This window comes from Acinetobacter sp. 5862 (assembly GCF_024494585.1).
In the GTDB taxonomy this organism is placed as follows: domain Bacteria; phylum Pseudomonadota; class Gammaproteobacteria; order Pseudomonadales; family Moraxellaceae; genus Acinetobacter.
This window is the reverse complement of record NZ_JANHGP010000007.1, coordinates 14,810-34,015: the sequence shown is the minus strand read 5'-3', so window position 1 is coordinate 34,015 and position 19,206 is coordinate 14,810. Positions and strand designations below refer to the sequence as shown.

Here is a 19,206-nt window from a genome sequence, read left to right as displayed (position 1 = left end):
CCATTAGAGAAATTTGCTCAGCTTGTTGATTATCATAAGACTTTTCAAACTGTCGCACCTCATGTTTGAATTCGCCCACTATCACGATCCACAGCTTGATCATAAACACCTGCAACAATACTTTGCGAAATAATAATTTGGCGTTCTTCTGGCGTGATTGGCGTAAATGAAGAGTAAGGTGGCATGACCCAACCGCGCTCTACAATTTGCGGTGTCCCTTGCTCATCTAGACAACTAATTAATGCTTCACCTACAGCAAGTTCTGTAATCGCTTGATCAACTTTGAATGCTGGATTGGCTCGAAAGGTATCCGCTGCGGTTTTGACCGCCTTTTGATCTTTTGGAGTAAATGCACGTAAGGCATGTTGCACACGGTTGCCTAATTGCCCTAAGACACTTTCCGGTAAATCCAGTGGGTTTTGGGTAATAAAATAAATCCCCACACCTTTAGAGCGAATCAGGCGAACTACTTGCTCAATCTTTTGTTGTAAGGCTGGACTGGCATTATCAAATAACAAATGAGCCTCATCGAAGAAGAACACCAGTTTCGGCTTATCCATATCGCCAACTTCTGGAAGCTGCTCAAATAGCTCAGAAAGCATCCATAGTAAGAATGTGGCATAAAGCTTCGGGGTATTCATCAACTTGTCGGCAGCTAAGATATTGATATAGCCATGACCATTGGTATCGGTCTGAATAAAATCGAGAATATTCAGGCTAGGCTCACCAAAAAATTGCTCTCCACCTTGATCACCTAAAGCCAATAAATTACGTTGAATCGCCCCAAGACTAGCTGGAGAAAGGTTGCCATATTCAGCTTTTAATTCAGCTGCATTTTCGCTGACATAGGTCAGCATGGCTTTAAGGTCTTTGAAATCAATTAATAAAAGCCCTTGATCATCTGCAACGCGGAAAACGGCTGAAAGAACGCCTTCTTGTGTGTCATTCAGATTGAGCATTTGTGCCAAAAGTAACGGACCAATTTCTGAAATTGTGGTACGAATAGGATGACCTTGTTGCCCAAATAAATCCCAAAAAATAACAGGGGAAGCAGCAAATGGAATGGGTTCAAGTTGTAAGTTTTTTAAACGCTCATCAAATTTGGGGTTGCTACTTCCTGCTTTAGCCAAACTAGAGACATCACCTTTAGCATCTGCCAAAAAGACAGGTACGCCTAGCCGTGAGAAACTTTCGGCTAATACCTTCAGAGTCACTGTTTTACCTGTGCCTGTCGCACCTGCAATTAAACCGTGGCGGTTTGCAAATTGAGAATGTAAAACAATATCTTGCGTTGTATCTGTGGTTTTTTTTGCAATAATAATGGGTGTATTCATTCTTCACCTATGCTTTATTTCATTCGAGTTGTTTTAGTGCGTTTTGAATATCTTGGATTAAATCGTTTGGATGTTCTAGTCCTATGCAGAAGCGAACCAATAAACCTTGTTGTAAATGTGTATTTTCTAGTTCTCGCATCTGTTTTAAATCATAAAGCATAACAAGGCTGACAGGGCCGCCCCAACTGAATCCCAACTTAAATAAGTTTAAGCTATCGCAGAATTTTCGAATCGCTGCGAGATCATATTCAGGTTTGAAAATGACACTGACTAAACCTGCACTTTTTCCTGTTTCACAGACTTGCTGCCAAAATAAATGGCCTGCTGAGTTGGCATCACTTGGATGTAAAACTTGGCAAAATTGAGATTGTTGCTTTAGCCAATCAAGCACTGCTATTGCACTGTTAGATTGTTGTTCATAACGAAGTGGCATATGAGCCAAGCTACGTTGAATTTGTGCGGTATCATCGCCTGAAACACAGATCCCTTGGGTTGCATGCATACGGTACAGTTTATGATGTAATTGCGGATCTCGTGTAACCACTGAACCCATTAAAATATCGCCACCACCACTTGGGTATTTGGTCAATGCATGAACCGTCATATCTACGGAGAGATGCTCATCTGAGAAATCAAAGGCATTAAAGGCCAGTCCAGCACCCCATGTGTTATCCAATGCTGTCAGAACCTTCGCTTGCTGTGCTTTTTTAACCAGATTTTTGAGGTCGGGAAATTCTAAGGTGACAGAACCTGCTGCTTCAAGCCAGATTAGTTTAGCTTTTTCAGTCGGTTGAAAGCTATTTGCATCAATTGGGTTGTAGATTTTGACGTGAATGCCGTAGCGGTCTTGCAGATTCTTTAAGTGTTCCAGATTTGGGCCATAAATATTGTCTGCAACCCAAACTTCATCCCCTGAGCTTAAAAAAGTACTATTTACTAAATTAATTGCAGATAAGCCACTGGGTGCAAGTAAACAATAATTTCCACCTTCAATTCGAGCAATATTATCTCCTAATGTAAACGTCGTCGGTGTACCGTGTGTGCCATAACTATAATCATAAGGGTCAGTCCAGTGGCGATCAAAAAGGTGCGCTGTTGTTTTAAAAATAATCGTTGATGCACGAAATAGGGGAGGTTGAATCGTTTCTATGTATTGGGGAGCTTGGCGTGGTGCATGAATGAGTGTGGTTTGTAAGCTATTTTGTTTAGTCATGGGGCAAAATTAAATCAATAGAATGATTTAGGTTAAGAGAAAATATCGAATCCTGCTAGTCATTTGCATATTTTGTACAGAATCGTTACGAATCAAAGCTTTTAGTCAAAACTGGCTTTATTTTTGCTAAGACTAATTATCATTCTAACTACAATAGGTTTACGCGCATGAAGTCGCATTTAAGAGTGCATTATTTTCAGCACATTGCTGGTGAAGGTTTTGGCAGTTGCTATGACTATTTAAAGGCACATCAAGCAAAAATTACCGCCACAGAGTTCTTTGCTTTACCCGTTGATTTATCTCTTGAATTGGAGGCCCTACCTAATATTGATGAAGTTGATTTGCTGATCATTATGGGGGGAACCATGAGTGTGAATGACGAAGCAAATTATCCTTGGTTAAAATTGGAAAAAAGATGGTTAAGACGTTATCTCTCTGCGGGTAAACCTGCGATTGGTTTATGTTTAGGGGCACAACTGATTGCTAATGCACTTGGTGCATCTGTGAGTCGAAATCAATACCAAGAACTGGGTTGGATGGATGTAGGTCGTGTTTCACACATACCCGAAAATTACTTTCAAATACCAGAAAAAATTAACATTATGCAGTGGCATAGTGAAACCTTCGAAATACCCCGTGGAGGAGTCCGTTTAGCACAGAATAATGTTTGTCAAAATCAAATGTATCAAATTGGGCGCAATGTACTGGGGTTTCAATTTCATCCTGAAATGACACCACATGCTTTGCAATTGTTGATTGAAAATGAAGAAGATAGTGCGGTATTTAATGGTGAATATGTTCAGCCAATCGCAGAATTAAAAAAAACGATTAAAAGTAAGTTTGAACAGGGTAATCAATTGCTAAATCGGGCAATAGAGTATGTGGTGAATGCTTAATCAACTATAAAACTAAAAAAATAAAAGAAGAATTGCATAAGACTTAAACAATCGTTATAATGGGCGACCCTCAAATGGAGGGCGTTCACTACGAAGAAAGTAGTTAACGCATTACAGTCGTGGCATCGATCATGACCTTAGTGATTTTCACTGCCCTTGACACTTGCCAATAAGGTGAGGTGCGTCATGGGTGATTCTTTATATTTTTGGCTTGGAGTTTACTGGTATGTCTAACCAGAGAATTCGTATCCGTTTGAAGTCTTTTGATCATCGCCTGATTGATCAATCTGCTCAAGAGATCGTAGAAACCGCTAAGCGTACTGGCGCACAAGTGTGTGGTCCAATCCCGATGCCTACTCGCATCGAACGCTTCAACGTTCTTACTTCACCACACGTCAACAAAGACGCTCGTGATCAGTACGAAATCCGCACTTATAAACGTTTGATCGACATCGTTCAACCTACAGATAAAACTGTTGATGCATTGATGAAGTTAGATCTTGCTGCTGGTGTTGATGTTCAGATCGCTTTGGGTTAAGGCTTTCGGTTAATTAACTCTAAGTTAATTAGGCCGCTTTTTTAGAGGTTTATGCACATGGCTATTGGTTTAGTCGGTCGCAAATGTGGTATGACTCGCATCTTTACTGAAGCAGGTGTTTCTGTTCCAGTAACAGTGATCGAAGTCGATCCAAACCGCATTACGCAAATCAAAACACTTGAAACTGATGGTTATCAAGCAATCCAAGTAACTACTGGTGAACGTCGCGAATCGCGCGTAACTAACGCTCAGAAAGGTCACTTCGCGAAAGCGGGTGTTGCTGCTGGTCGTCTGGTTAAAGAGTTTCGTGTTACTGAAGCTGAGCTTGAAGGCCGTGAAGTTGGTGCTTCTATCGGTGTTGATTTGTTCACAGTTGGTCAAATTGTTGACGTAACTGGTCAATCAAAAGGTAAAGGCTTCCAAGGTGGTGTTAAGCGTTGGAATTTCCGTACGCAAGATGCTACTCATGGTAACTCTGTATCTCACCGTGTATTAGGTTCTACAGGTCAAAACCAGACTCCTGGTCGCGTGTTCAAAGGCAAGAAAATGGCTGGTCACTTAGGTGATGAACGCGTAACAGTTCAAGGTCTTGAAATTGTATCTATTGACGCTGAACGTTCTGTTTTAGTTGTTAAAGGTGCTGTTCCTGGTGCAACGAATGGTGACGTTATTGTACGTCCTACCATCAAGGCCTGAGGGGAAATACTGTGAATTTAAAAACTGTTTCCGGCTCTGCTGTTGAATTGTCTGAAGTTGCTTTCGGACGTGAGTTTAACGAAGCGCTTGTACACCAAGTTGTTACAGCTTACTTAGCTGGTGGTCGTCAAGGTTCGAAAGCTCAGAAATCACGTGCAGACGTTTCTGGCGGTGGTAAAAAACCATTCCGTCAAAAAGGTACTGGTCGCGCTCGTGCGGGTTCTATTCGTAGCCCGATCTGGGTTGGTGGTGGTAAAACTTTTGCTGCTCGCCCACAAGATTGGTCTCAAAAAGTAAACCGTAAGATGTATCGCGGTGCAATGCAATGTATCTTAGCTGAACTTGTTCGCCAAGATCGTCTTGTATTAGTTGAAGAGTTTGCTGTTGCAGCTCCAAAAACTAAAGACTTGCTTGCAAAACTTACAGACTTGAATGCAACTCGTGCATTGATCATTACAGATGCTGTAGATGAGAACTTGTATCTTGCAGCTCGCAACCTTCCACACGTTGATGTGGTTGATGCTACTGCTATTGATCCTGTTAGCTTGATTGCATTTGATAAAGTTGTAATGTCTGTAGCTGCTGCTAAGAAAATTGAGGTAGAACTCGGATGAACAACGAACGTATCTATCAAGTCCTATTAGGACCAGTATTCTCAGAAAAAGCACAAGTTTTAGGTGATACTGCTGGTGTTCAAGTGTTCAAAGTTGCATTAAATGCAAACAAACTTGAAATCAAAAAAGCAGTTGAGCAGCTCTTTGGTGTTGAAGTTGTAAAAGTTAATACAACGATCACTAAAGGTAAAACAAAACGCTTTGGTAAAACATTAGGACGTCGTTCTGATGTGAAAAAAGCATACGTCACCCTGAAAGCTGGCCAAGATGTAGAAATGGCTGACTTGGGCGATACCGCTGAAAACGCAGCGGAATAAGGACGAGAATTATGCCAATTCAAAAATGTAAGCCAACGTCTCCAGGACGTCGCTTTGTAGAGAAAGTGGTTCATGACCATCTTCACAAAGGCGCTCCTTATGCACCGTTGGTAGAAGCTAAAAAACGTACTGGTGGTCGTAATAATAATGGTCACATCACTACACGTCACGTGGGTGGTGGTCATAAGCAAAACTACCGTATTGTTGACTTTAAACGTAACAAAGATGGTATTCCAGCGACTGTAGAGCGCATCGAATACGATCCTAACCGTACAGCTCATATTGCTTTATTGAAATATGCTGATGGTGAACGTCGTTACATCATTGCACCTAAAGGCTTACGTGCTGGTGATAAAGTACAATCTGGTAACGATGCTCCAATTCGTCCAGGTAACTGCTTGCCACTTCGCAATATGCCAATCGGTTCTACGCTTCACAACCTTGAACTTAAAATCGGTAAAGGTGCTCAATTAGCACGTTCTGCTGGTACTTCAGTTCAGTTGTTGGGTCGTGATGGTTCTTACGCTATCGTTCGTTTACGTTCTGGTGAAATGCGTAAAGTACACGTTGAATGTCGTGCTGTAATTGGTGAAGTTTCTAACCAAGAAAGCAACCTTCGTTCATTGGGTAAAGCTGGTGCTGCGCGCTGGCGTGGTATTCGTCCTACCGTTCGTGGTATGGCGATGAACCCGGTAGATCACCCGCACGGTGGTGGTGAAGGACGTAGTAAAGGTATTCAACCTGTAAGTCCATGGGGTCAAAAAGCTAAAGGGTACAAGACACGTACCAATAAGCGTACGACTAAGATGATTATTCGCGACCGTCGCGTCAAGTAAGGGAATCTGAATAATGCCTCGTTCATTAAAAAAAGGTCCATTCGTCGACGCGCATTTGTTCGCTAAGGTTGAAGCTGCGATTGCTGCTAACAACCGTAAGCCGATCAAAACATGGTCACGTCGTTCAATGATCCTTCCAGACTTTGTTGGTTTAACAATTTCTGTTCACAATGGCCGTAACCACGTTCCAGTAATTGTTACTGAACACATGGTTGGTCATAAATTGGGTGAATTCGCGCCAACTCGTACCTATCGTGGTCACGGTGTTGATAAGAAGTCTAAACGTTAATAGGTGCTATGATGGAAGTAACTGCTAAATTACGCGGTGCCGCTATCTCGGCACAAAAAGCACGTTTAGTTGCTGATTTGATCCGTGGTAAGTCGGTTGCACGTGCGATAGACATTTTGAACTTCAGCAACAAGAAAGCAGCTGTGCTCGTTAAAAAAGCACTTGAATCTGCAATCGCGAATGCTGAACATAACAACAGCTTAGATGTTGATGACCTTAAAGTAACTACGATTTACGTTGATGAAGGCATGAGCCTTAAACGTATCATGCCACGTGCTAAAGGCCGTGCAGATCGTATTACTAAGCGTACTTGTCACATCACCGTTAAGGTAGGGGTTTGATATGGGTCAGAAGGTTCATCCAATCGGTATCCGCCTAGGTGTTGTGAAACGTCATAACGCTAACTGGTATGCGAGTCCGAAACAATACGCTGAATACTTGCTTAAAGATTTGCAAGTTCGTGAGTTTTTGCTTAAAAAACTTAAGAATGCGATGGTAAGCAATATTCTTATCGAACGTCCTACAGGTGCTGCTAAAGTAACAATTAGCACTGCTCGTCCAGGTATCGTGATCGGTAAGAAAGGCGAAGATATTGAGAAATTACAGCGCGAACTCACCAACATTATGGGTGTTCCAGCTCAAGTTAGCATCAATGAAATTGATCGCCCTGACTTGGATGCACGTTTAGTTGCTGAAGCAATTGCTTCTCAATTAGAAAAGCGTGTTATGTTCCGTCGTGCTATGAAGCGTGCGGTTCAAAATACAATGCGTGCTGGCGCTAAAGGTATCAAAGTTGAAGTTTCTGGCCGTTTAGGTGGTGCAGAGATTGCTCGTACTGAGTGGTATCGTGAAGGTCGTGTACCTTTGCATACACTTCGTGCTGACATCGACTATGCTACTATGCGTGCAGAAACAACATACGGTACGATCGGTGTTAAAGTTTGGATTTTCCGTGGCGAGATTTTAGGTGGCATGAAACAAGTCATGAACCCTGCTCCTGCTGAAGAGCGTCCAGCTAAACGCGGTCGTGGTCGTGGTGAAGGTCAAGAGCGTCGTGGTCGTCGCGGTGACCGTGCTGCTGACAAGGGAGAATAATCCATGTTGCAACCTAAACGTACCAAATTCCGTAAAGTGCACAAAGGCCGTAATACTGGTCTAGCGCATCGTGGTAGTACAGTATCATTTGGTTCGATTGCAATTAAAGCAACTGAACGTGGTCGTATGACTGCGCGTCAGATTGAAGCTGCACGTCGTACCATTAGCCGTCGTATTAAACGTGGTGGTAAAATCTTCATCCGCGTATTCCCAGACAAACCAATTACCGAAAAACCATTAGAAGTTCGTATGGGTAAAGGTAAAGGTAGTGTGGAATACTGGGTTTGTCAGATCCAGCCAGGTAAGATCCTGTACGAAATTGAAGGTGTTAGCGATGAGTTAGCGCGTGAAGCTTTTGCTTTAGCTGCAGCTAAACTCCCGTTTAAAACCACTATCGTGACTCGGACGGTGATGTAATGAAAATTAAAGATCTACGTGAAAAGTCGGTAGAAGAGTTGAAAGCTTTGCTTGATGAGCAACAGCTTAACCAATTCCGTCTTCGTATGGCGAAAGCAACTGGTCAATTAGGCAAATCGCATGAAGTGCAAATTGCTCGTAAGACAATTGCTCGTATCAAGACACTCCTTACCGAAAAACAGGGGAACGGACAATGAGTGAAAAAACAGTCCGCACGTTAACCGGCAAAGTTGTAAGTGACAAAATGGACAAGTCTATTGTTGTGCTTATTGAACGCCGCGTTCAACACCCGTTGTACGGCAAATCAATCCGCCGTTCAACTAAATTACACGCTCATGATGAGAACAATGTTGCTAAAACTGGCGACTTAGTGACCATCAAAGAAAGCCGCCCAATTTCTAAAACTAAAGCTTGGACTTTAGTGGAAGTCGTTGAAGCAGCTGCTGAGTAATTAGACGTTCTTGTTGCATCATCGGACAATTTCGAGTACTCTTTGAGCCTTTCGAAATTGCGACCGGTGATGCTCGGTTTTGGAGTAGGGCAATGATTCAAACCGAAAGTATGCTCGACGTAGCAGACAACAGTGGTGCACGCCGCGTACAATGTATTAAAGTACTTGGTGGTTCACACCGTCGTTATGCTTCAGTTGGCGATATTATTAAAGTTACTGTAAAAGAAGCAATTCCGCGCGCACGTGTTAAAAAAGGTGACGTGATGAATGCTGTAGTTGTACGTACAAAATTCGGCATCCGTCGTCCAGATGGTTCTGTTATTCGTTTCGACGATAACGCAGCTGTTATTTTGAACAACAACAAAGCTCCGATTGCGACTCGTATCTTCGGACCAGTGACTCGTGAACTTCGTACTGAACAGTTCATGAAAATCATTTCATTGGCTCCTGAAGTTTTATAAGAGGCAATCATGGCTAAGATTAAAAAAGGCGATCAAGTAATTGTGATCGCAGGTAAAGAAAAAGGCAAACAAGGTGTTGTTTTGTCTGTTTCTGAAGATCGAGTTAAGGTCGAAGGTCTTAACTTAGTGAAGAAGCATCAAAAGCCAAACCGTGTAACTGGCGCTGAAGGCGGTATCGTTACTCAAGAGGCAACGCTTCATATTTCAAACGTGGCAATTTTTAATGCTACAACCCAAAAGGCTGACCGTATTGGTTACCAAGTGATTGATGGCGCGAAAACTCGTGTTTATAAATCAAATGGTGAATCAGTGGCGGTAGCGAAGTAATAGGTTGAATAGGCGATGGCCAGACTTAAAGCACGTTATAACGACGAACTTAAAGCGAAGTTACAAGAAGAACTTGGCGTTAAGAATGTGATGGATATTCCTCGCATCACGAAAATCACTCTTAACATGGGTGTAGGCGCAGCTGCAACTGATAAGAAATTATTAGATGGCGCTGTTGCTGATATGCAACTCATTGCTGGTCAAAAACCAGTTGTGACACTTGCACGTAAATCAATCGCTGGTTTTAAAATCCGTGATGGTTGGCCAATTGGTTGTAAAGTTACTTTACGTGGCGACCAAATGTACGAATTCTTGGATCGCTTGATCTCGATCGCTATCCCTCGTATCCGTGACTTCCGTGGTTTCTCTTCGAAATCATTTGATGGTCGTGGTAACTACTCTATGGGTTTAAAAGAGCAGATCGTTTTCCCTGAAATCGATTTTGACAAAATTGATCGTATCCGTGGTTTAGATATCACTATTACGACCACTGCTCGTAGCGATGACGAAGGCCGTGCGCTTATGCGTGCATTCGGCTTCCCGTTCAAATAAGAGGTCGATATGGCTAAGAAAGGTATGATTAATCGCGAATTGAAACGCGAAAAGACAGTTGCTAAATACGCTGCAAAACGTGCTGAATTAAAAGCAACGATTGCAAACGTAAATGCATCTGATGAAGAACGTTTCGAAGCGATGATGAAGTTACAAGCATTACCACGTAATGCATCTCCAGTACGTCTTCGTAACCGCTGTGGTTTAACTGGTCGTCCTCATGGTTACTTCCGTAAGTTCGGTTTAAGCCGTAACAAATTACGCGATACAGTAATGCAGGGTGATGTACCAGGCGTTGTTAAAGCAAGCTGGTAAGGAGCGACTATAATGAGTATGCAAGATACCGTTGCCGACATGTTAACGCGTGTTCGTAACGCTCAAATGGCAAAGAAACAAGTTGTTTCTATGCCTTCTTCTAAGTTGAAGGTTGCTATTGCAAACGTTCTTCAACAAGAAGGTTATATTTCAAATGTAGAAGTTGCTCAAGAAGATGCAAAAGCTACTTTGACTATTACGTTAAAATATTTCGAAGGCAAACCAGTTATCGAAACTGTGAAGCGCGTAAGCCGTCCTGGTCTACGTCAGTATCGCGGTAAAGATGCACTTCCAAGCGTTAAGCAAGGTTTAGGTATTGCAATTGTTTCTACAAGCAAAGGCATCATGACTGATCGCGCTGCACGTGCTGCGGGCGTTGGTGGTGAAGTTATTGCTTTTGTTTCTTAATAGGTGATTCCTCATGTCTCGTGTGGCTAAAGCCCCAGTAACTGTACCTAATGGTGTAACAGTTACTCAGAACGGCCGGCAGGTCGAAGTGAAAGGCACTAAAGGTACATTGTCTTTCAACCTGCATGCGCTGGTCGAGCTAAAACAGGAAGAAGGTAAACTTCAACTTGCTCCAGTTAAAGAGTCGAAAGATGCTTGGATGCAAGCTGGTACTGCTCGCGCTGTATTGAACAACCTTGTAAAAGGTGTTAGCGAAGGCTTCGAACGTAAGTTACAGCTAGTTGGTGTTGGTTACAAAGCAGCAGTTAAAGGCACTGTCGTTAACCTTGCTTTAGGTTATTCACACCCAATTGACTACGCTTTACCAGAAGGTGTAACAGCGGAAACTCCAACTGCAACTGAAATCATTTTGAAATCAGCAAACAAGCAGTTGTTAGGTCAAGTAGCAGCGGAAATCCGTGCATACCGTTCTCCTGAACCATATAAAGGTAAAGGTGTTCGTTATTCGGATGAAGTTATTCTTCGTAAAGAAGCTAAGAAGAAATAAGGCGCGAGGTTCTTATGAACGAAAAGAAACAAACCCGTTTGCGTCGTGCAAAAAGCACACGCTTGCACATTCGTGCATTGGGTGCGACTCGTTTGTGTGTAAACCGCACTCCGCGTCACATCTATGCTCAAGTTATTTCAGCAGATGGTGGCAAAGTTTTAGCGCAAGCTTCAACTTTAGATGCATCTTTGCGTAGTGGTGCGACTGGTAATATCGATGCAGCAACTAAGGTTGGTGCTTTAATCGCAGAACGTGCTAAAGCAGCTGGCGTTACTAAAGTTGCATTTGACCGTTCTGGTTTTAAATATCATGGTCGTATCAAAGCCTTGGCTGATGCTGCTCGTGAAGGCGGCTTGGAGTTCTAATCATGGCGAAAGTTGAACAAAACGAAGGTCTCGTTGAAAAGCTGGTTGCCGTTGATCGTGTAGCCAAAGTTGTTAAGGGTGGTCGTATCTTCTCTTTCACAGCATTAACTGTTGTGGGTGATGGTAATGGTCGTGTAGGTTTTGGTCGTGGTAAAGCGCGTGAAGTTCCAGCTGCTATTTCTAAAGCACTTGAAGCTGCACGTCGTAACATGATTACTGTAGACCTTGCGGGGACTACTTTACAACACCCTGTGAATGCTCGTCATGGTGCAAGCCGTGTATACATGCAACCTGCTTCAGAAGGTACTGGCGTAATTGCTGGTGGCGCGATGCGTGCTGTTCTCGAAGCTGCAGGTGTACATAACGTACTTGCTAAATGTTATGGTTCTACAAATGCTGCTAACGTAGTAAACGCAACATTCAAAGGTTTGCGTGATATGACTTCTCCTGAGAAAGTCGCTGCGAAACGTGGTCTTTCAGTAGAACAAATTCAAGGGTAATCAATCATGAAAACGATTAAAGTTACCCAGACTAAATCTTCTTCGCATCGTTTAAAAAATCATAAACTTTGCTTACAAGGTCTAGGTCTGCGTCGTATTGGTCATACTGTAGAAGTGCAAGATACGCCTTCTAACCGTGGTATGATCAACAAAGTTTACTATATGGTTAGTGTAGAGGAATAAGCCATGACTCTGCGTTTAAATGAACTTGCACCTGCTGAAGGTGCTAAGCGTGAAAATCGTCGTCTAGGTCGTGGTATCGGCTCTGGCGTTGGTAAGACTGGTGGTCGTGGTATCAAGGGTCAAAACTCACGTAAAAGTGGTGGTACTCGTCCAGGCTTTGAAGGCGGTCAAACAGCGTTATATCGTCGTTTACCAAAATTCGGTTTCACTAGCCAAATCGCTTTGAAAACTGCTGAAGTACGTTTGTCTGAATTGAATAAAGTTGAAGGTGATGTAATTAGCCTTGAAACTTTAAAAGCTGCGAACGTTGTTCGTCGTGATCAAATTCGTGCTCGCATCGTTCTTTCTGGTGAAATCACTCGCGCATTCACTGTTCAAGGTGTTGTGTTGACTAAAGGCGCTAAAGCTGCTGTTGAAGCTGCTGGCGGTAAAGTCGAGGAGTAATCTCGAGTGTCTATGACTCCTAGTTCTTCAGGTCATGTAAACATGATGAAAGGCCAACCATTTCATGTGAAATATCGTGAAATTATTCGTCGATTAATGTTTTTGATTGGCGCGTTATTGGTCTTTCGACTAGGAGCGCATATTCCGTTGCCAGGTATTGATAATATAGCGCTAGCACAGTTTTTTAAGGCGAATGAAGGTACCTTCTTAGGCTTATTTAATATGTTCTCTGGCGGTGCATTAGAACGCATGTCGATTCTAGCGTTGGGGATTATGCCGTACATTTCTGCATCGATTATCGTGCAGTTAATGTCTACGGTTGTTCCTTCGTTAGAAGCTTTGAAAAAAGAAGGCGAGCAAGGCAAACGAAAGATCAATCAATATACACGTTATGGCACCTTATTCCTTGCACTCGTGCAAGGTGTAGGGATGTGTGCTGGTTTGATCAGTCAAGGTATTACTTTGACATCAGGCTTAGCATTCTATGTTCCTGCAGTTACTTCGTTAGTTGCGGGAACAATGTTTCTGATGTGGTTAGGAGAGCAAATTACCGAACGTGGTGTTGGTAATGGTATCTCGATGATCATTTTTGCAGGTATTGTGGCAGGCTTGCCAAATCTTGTAATACAGTCGTTTACGTCTGTAGATAATGGTCAAGGTAGTTTAATTGGTTTGGCTGTATTTGGCTTACTCTCATTAGCCGTTTTAGCTGCGATTGTGTTTATTGAAAAAGCACAACGTCGTATTCCAGTGAACTATGCACAAAAGCAACAAGGTCGTCGTGTTTTTACTGCACAGCAAACGCATTTGCCATTAAAAATTAATATGGCAGGTGTGATTCCAGCGATTTTTGCAAGCTCATTGTTATTATTTCCAGCGAGCTTAGGGCAATGGTTAGGTAGTGCTGATCCAAATGCAGGGATTGTGAAGCGTAGCCTACAAGATCTGGCATTGGTGTTATCGCCTGGACAGCCGTTGTATTTAATGCTGTTTGGTGCGTTAATTATTTTCTTCTGTTATTTCTATACAGCGCTAGTATTTAGCCCAAAAGAAGTTGCAGAGAACTTAAAACGCAGCGGAGCATATGTGCCTGGTATCCGCCCAGGTGAGCAAACGGCTCGTTATTTAGATCATATTCTTAACCGTTTGACTTTTATTGGTGCAATTTACATTACTGTAGTGTGTTTAATGCCTATGGTGCTACAAAGTTCGTTTAGTATTCCATTCCATTTGGGTGGAACATCTTTACTGATTGTAGTTGTAGTAGTAATGGACTTTATGGCGCAACTTCAAGCGCACCTTACTTCGCATCAATATGATAATCAAACGTTAATGAGAAAAACGACTGCTCATCCTAAGGGATAAGCGCACTTAGAGGTTTCATCATGAAAGTACAAGCTTCTGTAAAGAAAATTTGTGGTAGCTGCAAAGTTATCCGTCGTAATGGGGTTATTCGCGTGATTTGTAGCGCAGAACCTCGTCATAAGCAGCGTCAAGGTTAATTTAATTAAGACCTGTTGATTTCAGTAGGCTAATTAGGTTATTATCCGCCCCTCAAGATTTTTGTGGGGCGGTTGATTATCTTGACTGCCTTTTTGGAGAAAATTGAATGGCTCGTATTGCCGGTGTAAACATTCCGGATAACAAGCATGCTGTTATCTCTCTCACGTATATTTTTGGTATCGGTCGCCACACTGCTAAGAACATCTTAGCAACTGTAGGTATTACTGAGACTACAAAAATCCGTGAATTAGATGATGCTCAGCTTGATGCGATTCGTGCAGAAGTTGCTAAGGTTCCGACCGAAGGTGATTTACGTCGCGAAATTTCCATGAACATTAAACGTTTAATGGATTTAGGCTGCTACCGCGGTCTTCGTCATCGTCGCAGCTTGCCTGTTCGTGGACAACGCACCAAAACTAACGCACGTACCCGTAAAGGTCCGCGCAAACCGATTAAAAAGTAAGATTTCTGGAAGCTAAAAGATGGCTAAAGATACTCGCACACGCAAGAAGGTCACTCGTACCGTCTCTGAAGGTGTTGCACACATTCACGCGTCTTTTAATAACACCATTGTAACGATTACCGATCGTCAAGGTAATGCATTGGCTTGGGCTACCTCAGGTGGACAAGGCTTCCGTGGTTCACGTAAATCAACTCCGTTCGCTGCTCAGGTAGCTGCTGAAGTTGCTGGTAAAGCAGCTTTGGATTACGGTTTGAAAAACCTAGACGTCCTTGTAAAAGGTCCTGGTCCAGGTCGTGAGTCTGCGGTTCGTGCATTAGGCGCAGTGGGTTATAAGATTAACAGCATTACCGATGTGACACCAATTCCTCACAACGGTTGCCGTCCACCTAAAAAACGTCGCGTGTAAGGAGAAACATTCATGGCTCGTTATATTGGTCCAAAATGCAAACTCTCTCGCCGCGAAGGGACAGACCTGCAACTTAAATCAGGCGTTAAACCGTTTGATGTAAAAACCAAAAAACACAATAAAGCACCTGGTCAACATGGTCAGGCTCGTGGTGGTAAGCAATCTGAGTATTCACTACAATTACGTGAAAAACAAAAAGTACGTCGTATGTACGGTGTGTTAGAGCGTCAATTTAGTAACTACTATAAAGAAGCAGCTCGTGTTAAAGGCGCAACTGGTGAAAACTTGTTGAAATTGCTTGAAAGCCGTCTTGATAACGTAGTTTATCGCATGGGTTTTGGTTCTACACGTTCAGAAGCTCGTCAGTTGGTATCTCACCGTTCTATTACTTTAAATGGTCGTCGTGTAAATATTGCGTCTATTCAAGTAAAAGCGGGTGATGTAATTGCAGTGCATGAAGGTGCTAAACAACAATTGCGTATCAAAAACGCTATTGAATTAGCTGCTCAACGTGGTATCCCTGCTTGGATGGAAGTTGATCATTCTAAGTTGGAAGGTACGTTTAAAGCTGCACCAGATCGCTCTGATTTACCTGCTGAAATCAACGAAAGCTTGATTGTAGAATTGTATTCTAAATAATCCTTGAGGTAGCAATAAATGACGCGTACTGCAAACGAGTTTCTAACTCCGCAAGCGATCAAGGTCGAAGCGGTGAGCGGGACCTCGGCAAAAGTGATTCTTGAGCCTTTAGAGCGTGGTTTTGGCCATACTCTAGGTAATGCTTTACGTCGCATTCTATTGTCTTCTTTACCTGGCGCTGCTGTGGTTGAAGTTGAGATAGAAGGCGTCGAGCACGAGTACAGTACTTTAGAAGGCTTGCAGCAGGACATCGTCGAGCTCTTGCTGAACCTAAAAGGATTGTCTATTAAGCTGTTCGATCAAAATGAAGCATATTTAACATTAGAGAAGCAAGGTGCAGGTGATGTAACAGCAGCTGACCTTCGTTTACCTCATAATGTTGAAGTGGTTAACCCTGATCATTTAATTGGTACTTTGAGTTCTTCTGGTTCATTGAAAATGCGCCTTAAAGTAGCTCAAGGTCGTGGTTATGAGACATCTGACTCTCGTTTCCCAGAAGGTGAAACACGCCCAGTAGGTCGTTTACAGTTAGATGCTTCTTATAGCCCAATCAAGCGCGTGTCTTACACAGTAGAAAATGCTCGTGTAGAACAGCGTACCGATCTTGATAAGTTAGTGATCGATCTTGAGACTAACGGAACTGTTGATCCAGAAGAAGCTATCCGCAAAGCGGCAACGATCTTGCAACAACAAATTGCAATTTTTGTTGATCTTCAGAAAGATCAAACTCCTGTCGCTCAAGAACCTCGCGAAGAAGTTGACCCAATTTTGCTTCGTCCAGTAGATGATCTCGAGCTTACTGTTCGTTCTGCTAACTGTTTGAAGGCAGAAAATATTTACTACATTGGTGATCTTGTTCAACGTACTGAAGTTGAGTTGTTAAAAACTCCTAACTTAGGTAAAAAATCGTTAACAGAGATCAAAGATGTTTTGGCATCGAAAGGTTTACAACTCGGCATGCGTTTAGAGAACTGGCCACCAGCTAGCCTCCGTATGGATGACCGATTTGCCTATCGTAGCCGTTAATTAAGTAGGACTATCACCATGCGTCATCGTAATAGTGGTGTGAAATTAGGCCGTACAAGCAGCCACCGTAAGGCGTTGTTTCAAAACTTAACAAATGCTTTAGTAGAGCACGAGTTAATTAAGACAACTTTGCCTAAGGCGAAAGAACTTCGTCGTGTTGCTGAGCCTTTAATCACTTTGGCTAAAAACGATACTGTTGCAAACCGTCGTTTAGCGTTTGCTCGTACTCGTTCAGCAGCAACTGTTGGTAAATTATTTACCGTTCTTGGCCCTCGTTACAAAGAACGTAACGGCGGTTATCTACGTGTTCTTAAAGCGGGCTTCCGTGCAGGTGATGCTGCACCGATGGCTTACGTTGAACTTGTAGACCGTGAAGTAAAATAATACTTCTACGTAGAACAGTCAGTTGTTCCAAAAAAGGTCGGTTTATTCCGACCTTTTTTATTGTCTATTTGAAACAGCAAATATTGATCATTTGTCTTCGAGTGGCATGTATATCATCCTAATTTTTAGCTAAAGATGGCTCATGAAAAAGTTGGAACTGTAATGACTTGTCTTTTGTGTAGAGTTCCATAACTAAAAAATTTGAAGACATGATGATCTTCGAAAATTGCATTAGGTTGTTATAAGAGATATTTTAAAAACACCTAAATCTAGGTGAAAATCTCAAGATTTTTTACCTCATATTTCTTCAAAATGTCCCGAACTGATATAAAAAAACCGATGAATGACTAAACTTGACATTGTGCATTGTCAAATTTGTGCTTTAATAAAGACATGGTTTATACAGGGTATAAAAACAATGGAAAAGCAAGTTGATGTATTAATTATCGGTGCAGGTATCTCTGGAATTGGGTTAGCCGTGCATCTTTCTAAAAACTGTCCACAGCGTAACTTTGAAATTTTAGAACGTCGTGAGAGCTTTGGGGGGACTTGGGATTTATTCCGTTATCCTGGTATTCGTTCGGATTCAGACATGTCTACTTTTGGTTTTAACTTTAAACCATGGGCAAAAGAAAAAGTTTTAGCTAGTGGTCCTGAAATTAAAGGTTATTTAGGTGAAGTGATCACTGAAAATAAATTAAAAGAGAAAATTCACTTTGGTCATCGTGTACTTTCTGCAAACTATGATTCTGCTAAGAAAAAGTGGTTGGTTGAAATTGAAGACAACAACAAGAAAAAGCAGACTTGGTCAGCTAATTTTGTGATGGGATGTACTGGTTACTATAATTACGACCAAGGTTATGCACCACAATTCCCAGATCAAGATAAATTTAAAGGACAATTTATCCATCCACAACATTGGCCAGAAAATTTAGATTATACGGGTAAGAAAGTGGTGATCATTGGTAGTGGTGCAACTGCAATTACGCTTGTACCTTCAATGGTGAAAGGTGGAGCAGGGCATGTCACAATGTTACAGCGCTCACCAACTTATATTGCTACGGTTCCTTCAATTGACTTTATTTATGAGAAAACACGTAAATTTATGTCTGAGGAAACGGCGTATAAATTTACTCGTGCACGTAATATTGGTATGCAACGTGGTATTTATGCATTAGCTCAAAAATATCCGAATACTGTACGTCGTTTATTGTTGAAAGGAATTGAATTACAGCTTAAAGGTAAAGTGGATATGAAACACTTTACGCCAAGCTACAACCCTTGGGATCAACGTTTATGTGTTGTGCCAGACGGTGATTTGTTCAAGGCATTACGTGAAGGTAAGGCAAGCGTTGAAACGGATCAAATTGAGAAGTTCACTGCGAATGGTATCCAATTAAAATCTGGAAAACATTTAGAAGCGGATATTGTGATCTCGGCAACTGGTTTGGAAATTCAGATTCTAGGTGGGGTGAAAGGTTCAATTGACGGTAAGCCAATGAACACATCTCAACATATGCTGTATCAAGGCGTGATGGTGAGTGATGTCCCTAACATGGCGATGATCATTGGTTATATCAATGCTTCATGGACATTAAAGGTTGATATTGCAGCTGATTATATCTGTCGCTTAATCAATCATATGGATAAAAATGGTTTTGATGAAGTGATTGCCCATGCTGATCCAGCCCAGTTTGAACAAGACACGATTATGGGTAAATTGTCTTCGGGTTATATTGCGCGTGCAGCGGATGTGATGCCAAAACAAGGTAAACAGGCACCGTGGAAGATCACCAATAACTACCTTGCTGACCGTAAGGAATTGAAAGAAGCTAAATTTAATGATGGTGTGTTACAGTTCCATAAACGGAGTGAACAGGCAGATCGTAAGCCAAAATTAGTCTCATAAGTTTTTGCTTGAATGTTTTGAAACCCTATGCAGTTGCATAGGGTTTTTTATTTGAGTGGCTATTTAAATATAAAAAAT

Annotated in this window: 31 protein-coding genes and 1 pseudogene; 30 read left to right on the top strand and 2 right to left on the bottom strand. The window is 42.1% G+C overall.

The window, feature by feature from the left end; all coding sequences use genetic code 11:
- Positions 1-77: 77 nt before the first annotated feature.
- Positions 78-1,334, bottom strand: a pseudogene (locus tag NO346_RS00625) (helicase HerA-like domain-containing protein); the annotation flags it as partial.
- A 19-nt stretch (positions 1,335-1,353) separates the two neighbouring features.
- On the bottom strand, positions 1,354-2,547 hold the full coding sequence (locus NO346_RS00620; protein ID WP_256413871.1) for a PLP-dependent transferase: 1,194 nt from the start codon (positions 2,545-2,547) through the stop codon (positions 1,354-1,356).
- Positions 2,548-2,714: 167 nt separating this feature from the next.
- On the opposite strand from NO346_RS00620, the gene NO346_RS00615 reads away from it, so the two are divergent.
- The 30 genes from NO346_RS00615 to NO346_RS00470 all read left to right on the top strand — a co-directional run bounded on the left by NO346_RS00615 (position 2,715) and on the right by NO346_RS00470 (position 19,128).
- Complete coding sequence (locus NO346_RS00615) at positions 2,715-3,443, top strand: type 1 glutamine amidotransferase (RefSeq protein ID WP_256413870.1); 729 nt, start codon at positions 2,715-2,717, stop codon at positions 3,441-3,443.
- Positions 3,444-3,669: 226 nt separating this feature from the next.
- On the top strand, positions 3,670-3,981 hold the full coding sequence (gene rpsJ / locus NO346_RS00610) for a 30S ribosomal protein S10 (RefSeq protein WP_000070912.1): 312 nt from the start codon (positions 3,670-3,672) through the stop codon (positions 3,979-3,981).
- A 57-nt stretch (positions 3,982-4,038) separates the two neighbouring features.
- Complete coding sequence (rplC, locus tag NO346_RS00605; protein WP_004777442.1) at positions 4,039-4,677, top strand: 50S ribosomal protein L3; 639 nt, start codon at positions 4,039-4,041, stop codon at positions 4,675-4,677.
- Between the two features lie 11 nt (positions 4,678-4,688).
- Complete coding sequence (rplD, locus tag NO346_RS00600) at positions 4,689-5,291, top strand: 50S ribosomal protein L4 (protein WP_004660347.1); 603 nt, start codon at positions 4,689-4,691, stop codon at positions 5,289-5,291.
- Positions 5,288-5,608, top strand: coding sequence for a 50S ribosomal protein L23 (gene rplW / locus NO346_RS00595; RefSeq protein WP_038346096.1), 321 nt, complete (start codon positions 5,288-5,290; stop codon positions 5,606-5,608). The genes rplD and rplW overlap by 4 nt, the downstream gene beginning before the upstream one ends.
- Before the next feature lie 11 nt (positions 5,609-5,619).
- Positions 5,620-6,444 (top strand): 50S ribosomal protein L2, encoded by an 825-nt coding sequence (gene rplB / locus NO346_RS00590; protein ID WP_004660349.1) that lies wholly within the window; start codon positions 5,620-5,622, stop codon positions 6,442-6,444.
- 13 nt (positions 6,445-6,457) lie between these two features.
- The gene (gene rpsS, locus NO346_RS00585; protein ID WP_004641066.1) at positions 6,458-6,733 is read left to right on the top strand and encodes a 30S ribosomal protein S19; all 276 of its coding nucleotides are present in this window, start codon (positions 6,458-6,460) and stop codon (positions 6,731-6,733) included.
- 11 nt (positions 6,734-6,744) lie between these two features.
- Positions 6,745-7,074 (top strand): 50S ribosomal protein L22, encoded by a 330-nt coding sequence (rplV, locus tag NO346_RS00580; RefSeq protein ID WP_004657676.1) that lies wholly within the window; start codon positions 6,745-6,747, stop codon positions 7,072-7,074.
- A 1-nt stretch (position 7,075) separates the two neighbouring features.
- On the top strand, positions 7,076-7,828 hold the full coding sequence (gene rpsC, locus NO346_RS00575; RefSeq protein ID WP_004660353.1) for a 30S ribosomal protein S3: 753 nt from the start codon (positions 7,076-7,078) through the stop codon (positions 7,826-7,828).
- Between the two features lie 3 nt (positions 7,829-7,831).
- On the top strand, positions 7,832-8,245 hold the full coding sequence (rplP, locus tag NO346_RS00570) for a 50S ribosomal protein L16 (protein WP_004657678.1): 414 nt from the start codon (positions 7,832-7,834) through the stop codon (positions 8,243-8,245).
- Positions 8,245-8,442, top strand: a complete 198-nt coding sequence (gene rpmC / locus NO346_RS00565) for a 50S ribosomal protein L29 (RefSeq protein WP_004660354.1) — start codon at positions 8,245-8,247, stop codon at positions 8,440-8,442. The genes rplP and rpmC overlap by 1 nt, the downstream gene beginning before the upstream one ends.
- Positions 8,439-8,696 (top strand): 30S ribosomal protein S17, encoded by a 258-nt coding sequence (gene rpsQ / locus NO346_RS00560; RefSeq protein WP_004641057.1) that lies wholly within the window; start codon positions 8,439-8,441, stop codon positions 8,694-8,696. Before rpmC ends, rpsQ begins: the two co-directional genes overlap by 4 nt.
- A gap of 92 nt (positions 8,697-8,788) precedes the next feature.
- Positions 8,789-9,157 carry a 50S ribosomal protein L14 gene (rplN, locus tag NO346_RS00555; RefSeq protein ID WP_004657680.1) on the top strand — a complete coding sequence of 123 codons (369 nt, stop codon included), beginning with the start codon at positions 8,789-8,791 and terminating at the stop codon, positions 9,155-9,157.
- A gap of 9 nt (positions 9,158-9,166) precedes the next feature.
- Positions 9,167-9,484 (top strand): 50S ribosomal protein L24, encoded by a 318-nt coding sequence (gene rplX / locus NO346_RS00550; RefSeq protein ID WP_004641054.1) that lies wholly within the window; start codon positions 9,167-9,169, stop codon positions 9,482-9,484.
- Between the two features lie 15 nt (positions 9,485-9,499).
- Positions 9,500-10,036 carry a 50S ribosomal protein L5 gene (gene rplE / locus NO346_RS00545; RefSeq protein WP_004660357.1) on the top strand — a complete coding sequence of 179 codons (537 nt, stop codon included), beginning with the start codon at positions 9,500-9,502 and terminating at the stop codon, positions 10,034-10,036.
- 9 nt (positions 10,037-10,045) lie between these two features.
- Positions 10,046-10,351 carry a 30S ribosomal protein S14 gene (gene rpsN, locus NO346_RS00540; protein WP_004660360.1) on the top strand — a complete coding sequence of 102 codons (306 nt, stop codon included), beginning with the start codon at positions 10,046-10,048 and terminating at the stop codon, positions 10,349-10,351.
- A 12-nt stretch (positions 10,352-10,363) separates the two neighbouring features.
- Positions 10,364-10,759 (top strand): 30S ribosomal protein S8, encoded by a 396-nt coding sequence (rpsH, locus tag NO346_RS00535; RefSeq protein ID WP_004660361.1) that lies wholly within the window; start codon positions 10,364-10,366, stop codon positions 10,757-10,759.
- A 13-nt stretch (positions 10,760-10,772) separates the two neighbouring features.
- Entirely contained in the window at positions 10,773-11,306 is a 534-nt protein-coding gene (gene rplF, locus NO346_RS00530) for a 50S ribosomal protein L6 (protein WP_004660363.1), read from the top strand.
- 14 nt (positions 11,307-11,320) lie between these two features.
- Positions 11,321-11,671, top strand: coding sequence for a 50S ribosomal protein L18 (gene rplR, locus NO346_RS00525; protein ID WP_004660364.1), 351 nt, complete (start codon positions 11,321-11,323; stop codon positions 11,669-11,671).
- A 2-nt stretch (positions 11,672-11,673) separates the two neighbouring features.
- Positions 11,674-12,171: a 30S ribosomal protein S5 gene (rpsE, locus tag NO346_RS00520; protein WP_004657688.1), complete on the top strand. Its 498-nt coding sequence runs from the start codon at positions 11,674-11,676 to the stop codon at positions 12,169-12,171.
- 6 nt (positions 12,172-12,177) lie between these two features.
- The gene (gene rpmD, locus NO346_RS00515; RefSeq protein WP_000849088.1) at positions 12,178-12,354 is read left to right on the top strand and encodes a 50S ribosomal protein L30; all 177 of its coding nucleotides are present in this window, start codon (positions 12,178-12,180) and stop codon (positions 12,352-12,354) included.
- Positions 12,355-12,357: 3 nt separating this feature from the next.
- Positions 12,358-12,798 (top strand): 50S ribosomal protein L15, encoded by a 441-nt coding sequence (gene rplO, locus NO346_RS00510; RefSeq protein WP_004660366.1) that lies wholly within the window; start codon positions 12,358-12,360, stop codon positions 12,796-12,798.
- Positions 12,799-12,843: 45 nt separating this feature from the next.
- Entirely contained in the window at positions 12,844-14,163 is a 1,320-nt protein-coding gene (gene secY / locus NO346_RS00505) for a preprotein translocase subunit SecY (protein ID WP_171287530.1), read from the top strand.
- A 20-nt stretch (positions 14,164-14,183) separates the two neighbouring features.
- Positions 14,184-14,300: a 50S ribosomal protein L36 gene (gene rpmJ / locus NO346_RS00500; protein ID WP_000867907.1), complete on the top strand. Its 117-nt coding sequence runs from the start codon at positions 14,184-14,186 to the stop codon at positions 14,298-14,300.
- Between the two features lie 107 nt (positions 14,301-14,407).
- Complete coding sequence (gene rpsM / locus NO346_RS00495) at positions 14,408-14,764, top strand: 30S ribosomal protein S13 (protein ID WP_000090816.1); 357 nt, start codon at positions 14,408-14,410, stop codon at positions 14,762-14,764.
- Between the two features lie 19 nt (positions 14,765-14,783).
- The gene (gene rpsK, locus NO346_RS00490; protein ID WP_001040166.1) at positions 14,784-15,170 is read left to right on the top strand and encodes a 30S ribosomal protein S11; all 387 of its coding nucleotides are present in this window, start codon (positions 14,784-14,786) and stop codon (positions 15,168-15,170) included.
- A gap of 12 nt (positions 15,171-15,182) precedes the next feature.
- Positions 15,183-15,809, top strand: coding sequence for a 30S ribosomal protein S4 (rpsD, locus tag NO346_RS00485; RefSeq protein ID WP_004641035.1), 627 nt, complete (start codon positions 15,183-15,185; stop codon positions 15,807-15,809).
- An 18-nt stretch (positions 15,810-15,827) separates the two neighbouring features.
- Positions 15,828-16,835 carry a DNA-directed RNA polymerase subunit alpha gene (gene rpoA, locus NO346_RS00480; RefSeq protein WP_004660372.1) on the top strand — a complete coding sequence of 336 codons (1,008 nt, stop codon included), beginning with the start codon at positions 15,828-15,830 and terminating at the stop codon, positions 16,833-16,835.
- A gap of 18 nt (positions 16,836-16,853) precedes the next feature.
- Entirely contained in the window at positions 16,854-17,219 is a 366-nt protein-coding gene (gene rplQ / locus NO346_RS00475) for a 50S ribosomal protein L17 (protein WP_004641032.1), read from the top strand.
- Positions 17,220-17,637: 418 nt separating this feature from the next.
- Positions 17,638-19,128 carry an NAD(P)/FAD-dependent oxidoreductase gene (locus NO346_RS00470; RefSeq protein WP_256413869.1) on the top strand — a complete coding sequence of 497 codons (1,491 nt, stop codon included), beginning with the start codon at positions 17,638-17,640 and terminating at the stop codon, positions 19,126-19,128.
- Positions 19,129-19,206: the final 78 nt, after the last annotated feature.